The following is an 11,910-nucleotide window of genomic DNA, read 5'->3' on the forward strand; positions in this document are numbered from 1 at the left end:
AAGTGTCTGGATCTTCAAGGGGCCAATCTACTCTGATTCAAGTTAACGCTGTTCATTGCCACTCACCCATGCTCTGACAACCTCCGCCACCCGGGCGGTATCTTTTTCAACCAGCAACTGCAAATGCTTGAGCTGAACCTCCAGCTCGGATCCCGGTTCCGGCAACGACTCCATATCGAGTGACGAGAACTGGGGCTCCATCTTGTTGTCAGTACGGATCAGACTATTTGAAAGAGCAGACGCCAGCTGGGGATCATCGTCATCCCTGCGCATGGACAATCCGACTGTGGGCTCCAGCTCCTCCTCAGTCTCACCCATTTCCATATCAGGCTGTTGCTGGGTACGAACCAGATGTTTCACCAACGGACGAATACCGAAGAAGACCAGCGTCAGGCCAAGCAAACCACCGACCAGATAACGCAAGGAGTCTTGCCAGTAAGGAGTCTCCCACCAGCTGGATTCGGGAGCAGCTACTGGTACCGCACCATTGAAATCGAAGGCCTGCAGGCTGATCTGATCGCCACGCGTCTCATCGAAACCGACAGCACGCTCTACCATCTGACGGATCTGTTCCAGTTGCTCGGCACTCCAACCACCTTTCGGAGCGATCTGCTGATTGAGCAGAATGGAGACGTTAATTCGCTCCAGACGTCCCTGCTGGTAACGGGTGTGCACTATGGTGCGACTGTTTTCGTACTGCTTGCTGACTTCCTGACGCTCGGTACGAGTGTCATTCTGTTGTGTAGCGGTATTGGTATTGGCATTGCCTTTGTCAGCACCAGCCTTTTCATCTTTTGCCGCTGTTTCAGGCGGGCGGTTGGATAACGCCCCCGGGATCCCCATCGCCAACGCATCGATGGTCTTGTCTGACTTATTGGACTCGCGAGTCACCACACCTTGCGGATCGAGCTGCTGCTGGGTCTCTTCGACAGAGTTGAAGTTAACATCTGCCGCAATCTGCACCTTGAAATTGGTGCTGCCCAGCATGGGATAGAGCATGTCATTGGCACGCTGACGAATGTATTGTTCCAGCTTGCGGACATACTCCATCTGTTGAACGCTCTGCTTGCCAAAACCGACCTTGTCCCCCAGCTCTGCGCTGAGCAACTGGCCGGATTGATCAACCACGGTCACGGCACCTGGTTTCATTCCGGAGATACTGCCCGCCACCAGATTGGCAATCGCCTCGACCTGACCCGCTTCGATGGATTGGCCCGGTTGCATATCGAGCATTACCGATGCACTCGGTTTCTCCTCATCACGTCCCACGAATAGCGTGCGCTTCGGAATAGCAAGATGAACACGGGCACTGCGCACGGCATCGAGGGCAATGATGGTACGGGCCAGCTCCCCTTCCAGGGCATGACGATAACGCGCCCCTTCCATAAATTCGCTGGTACCCAGTCCGGTTACGTTGTCCAGCCCTTCCAGACCAGACGGCATGGCTGCACGCACCCCTCGTGCTGCAAGTGCCATCCGGACATGAGCCAGCTGGTTTTCAGGAACCAGTACCTGACCGGTGCTCTTTTCCAGACGGAAAGGCACCTGCTCTTTCTCCAGCATCTCCATGATGTTGGCGGTATCGTATAGCTCCTGCTTGCCATACAGGGGCACATAGTTTTTGCTGGAGGTCCACAGGATAACGACTATGGTACCGGCCACAATGGCAGCCAGCAGAGCAATGGTCAGGATCGATTTGTTGTCACGGGAGAGGGTACGCCAATTGCGTAATCCTCTTGTAGCCTGATTTTGAGCGAATCAGGGGCGGCCCCCTGAGGAGACGTTACCAGTTCAGTCATCTGTTACCTCAGAGCGGCATGCGCATAATGTCGTCAAAACCGGTCATCAGCTTGTTGCGAACCTGCATCAAGGCTGAAAAACTCAAGCCGGCTTTTTGACTCGCCACCATGGCTCCCACCAGATCATCGCTCTGCCCGGCATCGACGGATGCCATTAATTTTGACGCGACATTCTGCTGTTCATTGACGCGCCCGACCACATCCCGCATGGCATCGGTAAATGATGCTCCCGACAGATCATTGGATTCGATAGAAGGGGTCTGGCTTGCGACACGCTGCATCTCCTGCATCTGCTGCAGTAGCGTCACCTGTGATGACATCATCTGAATCTTCACTTTTTATCCCTCTGCTTGAATCTGCTGTTCAATATCAATGCCTTGCTCACGCATCGCCGCAAGCTTGTAGCGCAGTGCCCGGGTTGTCATGCCCAATGCATCTGCTGTGCGGGTACGATGGCCACGAAAGCGGCGCAAGGTCTCTAATACAAATTGGAACTCGGCATGCCGCCTGGTTTCACTCAACCCCTCGGGAGCATGCCACGTGTCTGATGCGACTGTTTCTTCGGGAAGAATACAATTTGGCAACATCAAATCGACGGACTGTATATGCAAACCACGCGCCATGATTAATGACCGTTGAATGACATTATCCAGCTCTCGTACATTTCCTGGCCATTCATATGACAGCAACAACTGACAGGCTCGTTCACTCAAACGATAGCCCTGTTGGGATGCATAACGCTCAATAAAGTAGTTGGCCAGCGGAATAATATCCTCAGGACGTTCACGCAATGCGGGCCAATTCATTGGCAATACATCAAGACGATAGAAAAGGTCTTCACGAAATAGCCCACATGCAACCAGTTTGCGCAGATCTTTATTGCTGGCGGCAATGATTCGAACATCAAGAGCAATCGTTTGATTGCTGCCAAGTCGCTCAACTTCTTTTTCTTGCAGCACCCGTAATAATTTAGCCTGCAGGTTCAAAGGAAGCTCTGATATTTCATCCAGCAACAGGGTTCCCCCCTGAGCCAACTCAAATTTTCCGGGCTGGGCAGAAACAGCACCGGTAAATGCACCTTTATTGTGGCCAAAAAGAATTGACTCAAGCATTGCCTCAGGAATTGCTGCACAATTAATCGCCAGAAATGGTTTTTCCGCTCTGGCAGACATTTCGTGAATATAACGGGCCAACCGTTCTTTACCGGTTCCTGACTCACCACCGATCAGAATGGTGGCAGAGGTTTTGGCTGCTCGTCGAGCCAGTTGCAATACCTGCAGGCTCATGGGAGAAACAGCGATAAGATTGGGGATCGCCTGACGAAGGCGTAGAGCACCACGGACAGCATCGAGCAATTGCTGGGGGCAGAAGGGCTTGACAATATAGTCAACAGCCCCGGCACACATAGCTTCCGCAGCAATGGTGGCCTGGTGCTCATTGACCATGATGACACAATCGAGCCCTTCAAACTCACGCAGAATACGCGGCCCGAGTTCGGTCATAGCATCCATATCGAGCAGGATCAAATTGACATTACCATCAGCAATAATGCCCTTTGATTGTTTAACAGAATTAACGCTTGATATCCTGATGCCTTCCTTGGATAGGATTTTTTCAACCTCATTTTCGGCAACTATTAGCGGCTGAATCAATAATATATGTGGCCCAGCCAAGCTATCGCCACACAACCCGATTGTTGTATTTATTGGTAATCCCGAAGACATAGACGTCTGACACCTGTGATTGTGGATAGAACAATCAATAGAGCTGAATTATCAGACACAAAGGAGAAATACAAATTCGCACTTAAAAAAGTGAAATTTGTATCTAGATGGTAACGGAATTGTATCCAAACTCACCTTGGTAACCCCGCTGTCATTAGCTTTCCTGCTGTTAGACCGGAGGCTTTGCGTCCTGACTTTTCAGTTCAGTTTGCCCTTACAATGTGATAACACGCCCCGCCTGATGGGCTAAGTGTGTGGCAACACAATTAATATTGTTTTTGTTATTTAACTTTCACACATTGCTGCGTCAATTTTCGCCACATCATATAGTATTCATACGGCAATTCAAGCTGGGGCGGAAAAAACACTTCCCTTCAGGATGTTTATCCAACAGTAATTAACCAAGTGTACCAATTACCTCCACCCGTAGCTCTTCAGGTATCTCATTGTAGGAAAGCACTTTAAGGCCTTTTGCAAATGACCGGGCATAACGGGCCATAAGCGGTCTCAGTTGCGGCATAACAACCAACACAGGGGCATGTCCCAACTGCTGCAACTGCTCCTTCACCAACGGCATATTTTGCTGCAATTGGGCCAGCAGTTGCGGATCGACCGGGAAGCTGTCCAGCTGGATTTTGCCCTGCTGTTGTGACTGATTCATTGCAGCCAGCAATGTCTGCTCAAGGCGATCATCCAGCGTAAACGTAGCCAGCACATCGCGATTACCAATGGCCTGCCGCACAATCTGGCGCTTCAAGGCACAGCGCACATCGGATGCCAGCAAGACAGGGTCTTTGGTCAGCTCGCTCGCATCCAGCAGCGTCGTGGCAACGGTTCGTATATCGGTAAGACTGACCTGCTCCTTTAGCAATTGACGAAACACTCTCAATTGCTGCATCTGGGTCAGCGCCAGATTCAGCTCTTCAGCCAACCGGGGGGACTGACTGGCGAGATATTGGCCCAGCTTGCCCACTTCATCGTGACCAAACAGTGCATCAAGTTGTTCACGCAACAGCTTGCTGGCGTGAGTGGCAATCACGGTGGCCGAATCCACCACCGAGTAACCAAGATTAAGGGCCTTGGCCTTTTGCTCCGGGGAGATCCAGACCGCACTCATGCCGTAGGCCGGGTCCTGGGTCAACTCGCCATCTAAAGCGCCATAGGTCTCACCACTGCTGATGGCCATCAAGCGCTGACAATCCACATTCCCCATCGCCAACGCGACGCCGGACAGCTTGATCCGGTACTGATCCGGCTGCAACTGCAGATTGTCGCGCACCCGGATCTCGGGGAGCAGAAAACCGTACTGCTCGGAGAGGGTTTTGCGGATCCCGCGCACCCGGGCAAGCAGTTCAGCTCCTTTATCAGTTTCAGCCAAAGGCACCAGACGATAACCAAGCTCGATGGCGACCGTATCGACTGGCGGCAAATCCTGCCACTCCAGTGCCTGCTGTTCAGGCTGAATCATTTGACGAGTCAGCTCTTGCGCTGCATCCAGATCCGGCACATTGACGGCTCGTTTGCTGACACTCCAGCCAGTCCAGGCCAGTACTGCTGCGAAACTGAGGAATGCGAGCATCGGCATCCCGGGCACCAGACCCAGGATCAGCATGATGGTTGCAGAGGTATAGATAACGCGAGGCGATGCCAGGATCTGCTGACCTACCTGATCAGCCATCTCCCCCTCATCACTGACCCGGGTCACGATAATGGCCGCAGCAGTCGACATCAGCAGGGACGGGATCTGGGCAACCAGACCATCACCAATGGTCAGCAGCGCATAGCGCTGGAAGGCCTCCGCGACGGGCAAGGCATGCTGGAAGATACCGATGGCCAACCCACCCACCAGGTTGATGATCAGCACCAGCATGCCAGCTATCGCGTCACCACGAACGAACTTGGAAGCACCATCCATCGCACCATAGAAGTCCGCCTCGCGCGCGATCTCCTCACGGCGAGCCCTGGCCTGATGCTGATCCATGGTGCCGGCATTCAAGTCGGCATCGATGGCCATCTGCTTGCCGGGCATAGCATCCAGAGTGAAGCGGGCGGATACTTCCGAAATCCGCTCACCACCCTTGGTGATCACCACAAAGTTGATGATCATCAGGATCACGAAGACCACCAGACCGACGACATAGTTGCCACCGATCACGACTTCACCGAATGCCTGGATGACCTTACCGGCTGCTTCATGCCCTTCGTGACCGTGCAGCAACACCACCCGGGTAGAGGCCACGTTCAGCGACAGTCGCATCAAGGTGGCCACCAGCAACACGGTTGGGAATACCGAGAAATCGAGTGGTCTGCGGGCCGAGACGGATACCAGCAACACCAGAACCGCCAACACGATGTTGAAGGTAAAGAGCGCATCCAGCAGCCAACCGGGCAGAGGCAGGATCATCATGGCCAGAATGGCCAATAACATCAGCGGAATTGCGGTATAGGATTGGGTGAATACACGCCAGTTCACAACTTACCTCTCAGGTTGACGTAACTCGGGCGGTACATATAACGGGGCAAGAGGGGTCGGTTTCCTCCCCTTGCCTGCCTCATACGCCCTTAACTGCAATACATGGTTCAATACATAGGCAACTGCCGTGTACAGCCCTGCGGGGACTTCCTGATCCACCTTGGTCGAGTGATAGATGGCTCGCGTCAACTCGGGCAAGCTCATCACCATTTTGTCATGCTGTTTGGCGACCTGACGGATCCGCTCGGCCATGCTGCCGACCCCTTTGGCAATCACGAAAGGGGCATTGGCACGAGTCGCATCATATTTTATGGCCACCGCATAATGGGTCGGGTTAACGATAATCACATCTGCCTGCGGTACCCGCTGCTCGATACGCGCACGAGCAAGCATTCCCTGCACCTGGCGGATTTTGGCCTTGATCTCGGGACGTCCTTCGCTGTTCTTGTGCTCATCCTTGACCTCTTGTTTGGTCATCCTGAGCTGCTTGTTAAGCGACCAGCGCTGATAGGGCACATCCAGCACGGCAATCAGCATCTGTACGCTCCCTAGCAGAATAAATGCTTGGGAGAGGATCCGTAGCGCCTGCTCGAGGGCCGCCTGAGGGGGCATCCGGTTCATCATCAACAAGGAAGGCCATTGATGATTTAACATCAACGCCAATGTGCCACCGATCAGCGTCACCTTGAGCAGTGACTTCAGCAACTCCATCAGGCTGTTCTTGGAGAACATCCGCCCCAGCCCCTTCAAAGGGTTCATCTTCTCGCCACTGGGTAGCAGCTTTTTCCAGGTCAACGCCATACCGCCCGGCACTATGCTGAGCAACACCAGCATCAGAGCCAGAAAACCAAACAGGGGCAGCAGCACCCACAGCATGTTTATGAGCGCTTCACCCAACCAATGGATCATCATCTGCGGGTCACGGGCACCTTGCCAGTCAAAACGCTGCGGACGCTTCATCAACTCGGCAAAGAACTGGCCAAACCCCGGCACCATCCACTGCATCACCAACCCGCCAAGCAGCAGCAAACCGGCAGAACTGAGCTCTTTTGAGCGAGCGATCTGCCCCTCATCTCTCGCTTTCTGGCGTTTCTGGCTGGAGGCCTCTTCGGTTTTGTCCTGTGCGCTGTTCTGACTCATGCCGGGGTCAAGCCTCGCAGCTGTTCAAGCACATGGGTAACCAAATCCAGATAACGGGAGGGCACGCCACTGATGGAGAGCGCCATGGTGAGCAACCCGAGCAACAGGGTCATGGGAAAACCGAGAGAGAAGATATTGAGCGAAGGGGCGGTCCGGTTCATCACCCCGAAGGTCAGGTTAACCATCAACATGGCGACAACGGCAGGCAACGTCAGCAACAGGGCGGCACCGATAGACCAACCAAACAAGCCGATCACACCTTTCATATCGATCAGATCCAGAGATGAACCCGGCGGCCAGCTACGCAGGCTCTGCACCAGAATATCCAGTACCACCAGATGGCCATTCAGCCCCAGAAAGAGCAAGGCGCAAAACACCATCATGACCTGACTGATGATGGGGGCAGAATCCCCGTTGACCGGATCATTCATCACCGCCATCGCGAGCCCCATCTGCATGGAGAGGATCTGCCCCGCAGTGGTCATCACCATATAGAGCAACTGGACACACAGACCAAACAGCAAACCAAACAGCAGCTGCTCCACCGCCAGAACCAGCGCACCGGCACTGAAAGGATCGACAACCGGCATATCTTTCATCATGGGGGCAAGCAGCAGGCTGATGATGAACGCCAGCATCAGGCGAACTTGCGCAGGCACCCGGGTATCCCCAAAGACCGGCATCACCCAGAATGCCATGCCGATCCGGATAAACGGCCACCACCACTGTCCCAACCATGCGGTCAGGTCAGCAGCACTGAGGGACAGCAGCGAATTCATCCGATAAACCCGGGGATTTTAAGAAAAAGATCCTGGAACAAAGTGGTGATCTGCGACAACAGCCAGTTACCCGTAAAGATAAGGGTCATCAGAGTCACGATAAAACGGGGAAGAAAACTGAGTGTCTGCTCCTGGATCTGGGTGGCCGCCTGAAAAATACTGACCACCAAACCTACGATCAGGCCCGGTACAATCAGCACCGAGACCATGGTCACCACCAGATTGACCGCGCCACCAACCAGGGCAACGCTCTGCTCAGGGGTCATATCAGCCTCCCCCACCAAAGCTGGCAGCCAAAGTGCCGACGGTCATCGACCAGCCATCGACCAGCACAAACACCATCAGTTTGAAGGGTAAGGAGATGATCAGCGGTGAGAGCATCATCATCCCCATCGCCATCAAGACGCTGGCGACCACCAAGTCAATCACCAGAAAGGGGATAAACAGCATAAAGCCAATCTGAAATGCGGTATTCAACTCACTCAAGACAAACGCGGGCAACAGCACCCCGAAAGGCACATCCTCTTTGGCGACCGTAGTTGGTTCGCCAGAGATGCGCAGCATCTGCTCCAGATCCGGTTCACGGGTCTGGGCCAGCATGAATTTGCGCAGGGGTTTTTCTGCCTTGGCGATCCCCTCTGACAGGGTTATTTCATTCTGGTCATAAGGGACAAATGCATTTTGATACATGTCCGTCCAGACCGGACGCATAATCACCACAGTCAGGATGAGGCTGATGCCGATCAGCACCCGGTTGGGAGGGCTCTGCTGCAGGCCAAGTGCCTGTCTCAATATGGCCAGCACGATGATGATCCGGGTAAAACTGGTCATCATCAGTAACAAGGTCGGGAGCAGACCCAGCAGGGTCATGAAGAAGAGGATCTGCAACTTGATGTTATAGTCCTCGCCCCCTGAAGCGCCTGGCGATACCGAGAACAGGGTCATGTCCGCGCCCCAGCCGGGCAGCGAAAATAACAGCAGCGTCAGCAGCAGATAGCGCATCAGTCGTCCATGCCACCCAGCAGGTTGGTATCGATGACATCGACCAGGCGCAGACCATATTTGCCATTCACGACGACGACTTCGCCCTTGGCAAGCAGACGGCCATTCACCCGCACATCCAGCGGTTCACCCGCCAGCTTGTCCAGCTCAATGACAGCCCCCTCTTCGACGCGCATCAAATCGCCGAGCGGCACTTCGGTACTGGCCACTTCCAGCGTCACCTTGACCGGGATCTGGCGAAAGAAGGAGAGATCCCGTTGTTTGCTGCTACTGGTGGGTGCCAAGTAGTCTGCGGCGCTAGGCATACTGATGTCGTCACCAAACAGTTGATCCAGTCCATCCAGATCCAGCGGATCATTCATATTGTGCTCGCTCATGATTCAATTTACTCCTCTACAACCGTCGCAACCTGATAGACCAGGCTGCCTTTGTGTTCTGCGATTCGTCCACTGAAGCAGGGACGGCTGCCAATCAATGCTGGCACCACCTCAGGCAAATCCAGTGACAGCACATCACCCACCTTGAGACACTCAAGATCTGCCAGCGTCATGGACAATTGGCCCATCACCACCCGCAGACGAACCGGGACATGAGTCAGAGCCTGTTCCAGCTGACCTTCCGGCAGGGAATGACTGACCTGAGAAATGGACTCCTCGGGGGGAAGCAACCACATCTGCCAGTGATGAGTGCAATTACCTGCCTGCAGGGTTGCCTGCGTGGTCCAGAGCTGACGGTGGGCGATGGAATCCCGTGGCACGACATGCAACTGCCACTTCAGATCCCCCAACCCCAGACAAGCACACCAGATATCAACCTGATACTGGCAAAGCCGCAATAACAGCCGCTGTTCGGTATCGGTCAACCCTTTGCCAGACTGAACATGCTCCTCTTTTTGCTGCAAGGTGCCGCCGAAAAAGAGGACCGCAAGACGATAGATGACCAGAGGTGCGATCGAGAAATAGACGGCGCGCTGTGGTTCGAGCGGACTTCTCGCTTCGACCCAGATATGAGCGTCATCTATCTCTGCCGGACCGGAAAAGGCGAACTCGCCATAATTCAGTTCGCACTCCGCACTATTAAACAGCTGGGCCATACAACTCGCAGCTTGCAGGGAAAATGTGCTCAACTGGCCATTGACCTGCTTCAAACGGGCGTGGTTTAACCGCTCGACACCCAACAGATCATAATGAGGCAGGGTTCTGCCCCGTTCTGCGCTAAGCAGCCGGGAAGGTGTGAGCATTGCGCTGCTTGATGACATTAATAATCCACCTTAACCATTTCATCTCGCCTTACTGCCACAGGGTCGCTCATCAGGCCAGCAGTGTGATAGATACAGACAGTCCAGCCGACGTATATCGACCAAAAAGGGTGAGAACTTTATTACAAATTCCAGAAAGCCGCCATGCGGTGCATCTCGGCGTGAATAATAAAAATCCCGGTGCCGTTAGGCACCGGGATTTTAGCGTGACGGTTCACGCGGAATGAGGTCGGAGTCGGCCTGTAAGCCGGGTTCTGTACCGGGTTGCCCCGGGTAGCAATCATTCCTCTAGGCCAGCAATCGCTCGCTGGCTCAAGCAACCTACCCGCCCCCAACGCGGGCCGCGCCAATAGGGGCCTATTTGGTCTTGCTTCGGGTGGAGTTTACCGTGCCACGAACTGTTACCAGTCGCGCGGTGCGCTCTTACCGCACCCTTTCACCCTTACCTGATCCCTTGCGGGCCATCGGCGGTTTGCTCTCTGTTGCACTGGTCGTAGGCTCACGCCCCCCAGGCGTTACCTGGCACCCTGCCCTGTGAAGCCCGGACTTTCCTCCCCTCCGCCCGTCTGTCCCGAGGGACACAACGACGAAGCAGCGATTGCCCAGCCAACTCCGAGGCGCGGATTATAGCCTTGCGATACGCACGGGGTAAACCGGCAATTCCCGTTTACAGCCATTTATCGCGCTTTGGCCATCGTTTACAGGGTGAATGCTCACAGATATAGAGGAGCGTGCGGGTCATAAAATAATCTGGCGGCCCATTCCACCGACTCAATAGTGCTCGAGACCGTACTTGTAGAGGGCATTCTTCTTCACGCCGTGGATCTCGGCAGTCAATGCGGCCGCTTTTTTCAGTGGCAGCTCAGTCACCAGCAGACCCAGAGTACGGATCGCCTCGGCTGGCAGATCCTCTTCTTCTTTGGAGGCGCCAGCCACGACCAGAACGATCTCGCCGCGGCAGCGGTTGTCATCCTCGCCAAGCCAGGTCAGCATTTCGGAAGCTGGCAGACCGTGGATCGACTCGAAGGTCTTGGTCAGCTCGCGGCACACCACCACCTGACGCTCACCGAGAATGCGAGCAATCGCTTCCACTGTATCCTGCACACGGCGTGGAGATTCGTAAAACACCAGCGAACGGGTATCTTCGATAACGGCTTGCAGGCGATCGTCACGCCCCTTGCTCTTGGCGGGCAGGAAGCCTTCAAAGGCAAAGCGATCGGTGGGCAGACCGGCCGCGCTCAGGGCGGTGATGGCGGCACAGGGACCGGGCAGCGGCACCACTTTGACCCCGGCTTCACGACAGCGGGTGACCAAGTGATAACCGGGGTCGCTGATGAGCGGGGTGCCGGCATCGGAGACCAGCGCAACACTCTTGCCCTCTTTGATCCGGCCGATCAGCACATCGGCTTTCTGCTGCTCGTTGTGATCGTGCAGGGCGAAGGTCGGCACCGAGATTTGGTAGTGGCTGAGCAGGATACCGGTATGACGGGTATCTTCGGCGGCCACCAGATCGACACTGCGTAAAATGTCCAATGCACGCTGGGTGATGTCCGCCAGATTGCCGATCGGAGTGGGGACTATATACAGGGTTGGGATGTCACTCATGGGATCTCCGAGTGCCCCGACAATTGTGTCGCCATATTGGCCCGTTTACACTATGGGGAACTTCAACACTGGTCGGGGAATGAACTTGAACCGGGTTACAAAGCAGCTAAGTGTATCACGACTCTTCGGC

Annotated in this window: 10 protein-coding genes, 1 other RNA gene, 1 pseudogene and 1 riboswitch; all 12 genes and pseudogenes read right to left on the reverse strand. The window is 54.6% G+C overall.

What is annotated here, in order from left to right; genetic code table 11:
• Positions 1-42 precede the first annotated feature (42 nt).
• The 12 genes and pseudogenes from fliFL to rsmI all read right to left on the reverse strand — a co-directional run bounded on the left by fliFL (position 43) and on the right by rsmI (position 11,780).
• Positions 43-1,790, reverse strand: a pseudogene (gene fliFL / locus ACTG1K_RS00750) (lateral flagellar M-ring protein FliFL).
• 17 nt (positions 1,791-1,807) lie between these two features.
• Positions 1,808-2,134, reverse strand: coding sequence for a lateral flagellar hook-basal body complex protein LfiE (gene lfiE / locus ACTG1K_RS00755; protein ID WP_005336241.1), 327 nt, complete (start codon positions 2,132-2,134; stop codon positions 1,808-1,810).
• Positions 2,135-2,137: 3 nt separating this feature from the next.
• Positions 2,138-3,523 (reverse strand): lateral flagellar response regulator transcription factor LafK, encoded by a 1,386-nt coding sequence (gene lafK / locus ACTG1K_RS00760; RefSeq protein WP_440004708.1) that lies wholly within the window; start codon positions 3,521-3,523, stop codon positions 2,138-2,140.
• A 135-nt stretch (positions 3,524-3,658) separates the two neighbouring features.
• Positions 3,659-3,746, reverse strand: a riboswitch (cyclic di-GMP riboswitch).
• A gap of 174 nt (positions 3,747-3,920) precedes the next feature.
• Complete coding sequence (gene lfhA / locus ACTG1K_RS00765; RefSeq protein ID WP_064335284.1) at positions 3,921-5,996, reverse strand: lateral flagellar biosynthesis protein LfhA; 2,076 nt, start codon at positions 5,994-5,996, stop codon at positions 3,921-3,923.
• Positions 5,997-5,999: 3 nt separating this feature from the next.
• The gene (gene flhB, locus ACTG1K_RS00770) at positions 6,000-7,136 is read right to left on the reverse strand and encodes a flagellar biosynthesis protein FlhB (protein WP_101530515.1); all 1,137 of its coding nucleotides are present in this window, start codon (positions 7,134-7,136) and stop codon (positions 6,000-6,002) included.
• Positions 7,133-7,915 (reverse strand): lateral flagellar biosynthetic protein LfiR, encoded by a 783-nt coding sequence (gene lfiR / locus ACTG1K_RS00775; protein WP_005336245.1) that lies wholly within the window; start codon positions 7,913-7,915, stop codon positions 7,133-7,135. Before lfiR ends, flhB begins: the two co-directional genes overlap by 4 nt.
• Positions 7,912-8,181, reverse strand: coding sequence for a flagellar biosynthesis protein FliQ (gene fliQ / locus ACTG1K_RS00780; protein ID WP_005336246.1), 270 nt, complete (start codon positions 8,179-8,181; stop codon positions 7,912-7,914). Before fliQ ends, lfiR begins: the two co-directional genes overlap by 4 nt.
• Before the next feature lies 1 nt (position 8,182).
• A complete protein-coding gene (fliP, locus tag ACTG1K_RS00785) occupies positions 8,183-8,917 on the reverse strand; it encodes a flagellar type III secretion system pore protein FliP (protein ID WP_005336248.1) in 735 nt (244 codons plus the stop codon).
• Positions 8,917-9,294, reverse strand: a complete 378-nt coding sequence (gene lfiN, locus ACTG1K_RS00790; protein WP_019444828.1) for a lateral flagellar motor switch protein LfiN — start codon at positions 9,292-9,294, stop codon at positions 8,917-8,919. Before lfiN ends, fliP begins: the two co-directional genes overlap by 1 nt.
• Positions 9,295-9,302: 8 nt before the next feature.
• Positions 9,303-10,175 (reverse strand): lateral flagellar motor switch protein LfiM, encoded by an 873-nt coding sequence (gene lfiM / locus ACTG1K_RS00795; RefSeq protein WP_181497028.1) that lies wholly within the window; start codon positions 10,173-10,175, stop codon positions 9,303-9,305.
• Between the two features lie 227 nt (positions 10,176-10,402).
• An RNA gene (gene rnpB / locus ACTG1K_RS00800) (RNase P RNA component class A) lies at positions 10,403-10,789 on the reverse strand.
• A gap of 157 nt (positions 10,790-10,946) precedes the next feature.
• A complete protein-coding gene (rsmI, locus tag ACTG1K_RS00805; RefSeq protein ID WP_047438714.1) occupies positions 10,947-11,780 on the reverse strand; it encodes a 16S rRNA (cytidine(1402)-2'-O)-methyltransferase in 834 nt (277 codons plus the stop codon).
• Between the last annotated feature and the right edge of the window lie 130 nt (positions 11,781-11,910).

Source organism: Aeromonas sp. 102P, from assembly GCF_051920345.1.
In the GTDB taxonomy this organism is placed as follows: domain Bacteria; phylum Pseudomonadota; class Gammaproteobacteria; order Enterobacterales; family Aeromonadaceae; genus Aeromonas; species Aeromonas veronii.

Coding starts and splice junctions, on each gene's coding strand:
- flhB (WP_101530515.1), bottom strand. CDS start 7,136: ATGAGTCAGAACAGCGCACAGGACAAAACCGAAGAGGCCTCCAGCCAG.
- fliP (WP_005336248.1), bottom strand. CDS start 8,917: ATGCGCTATCTGCTGCTGACGCTGCTGTTATTTTCGCTGCCCGGCTGG.
- fliQ (WP_005336246.1), bottom strand. CDS start 8,181: ATGACCCCTGAGCAGAGCGTTGCCCTGGTTGGTGGCGCGGTCAATCTG.
- lafK (WP_440004708.1), bottom strand. CDS start 3,523: ATGTCTTCGGGATTACCAATAAATACAACAATCGGGTTGTGTGGCGAT.
- lfiR (WP_005336245.1), bottom strand. CDS start 7,915: ATGAATTCGCTGCTGTCCCTCAGTGCTGCTGACCTGACCGCATGGTTG.
- lfiN (WP_019444828.1), bottom strand. CDS start 9,294: ATGAGCGAGCACAATATGAATGATCCGCTGGATCTGGATGGACTGGAT.
- rsmI (WP_047438714.1), bottom strand. CDS start 11,780: ATGAGTGACATCCCAACCCTGTATATAGTCCCCACTCCGATCGGCAAT.
- lfiM (WP_181497028.1), bottom strand. CDS start 10,175: ATGTCATCAAGCAGCGCAATGCTCACACCTTCCCGGCTGCTTAGCGCA.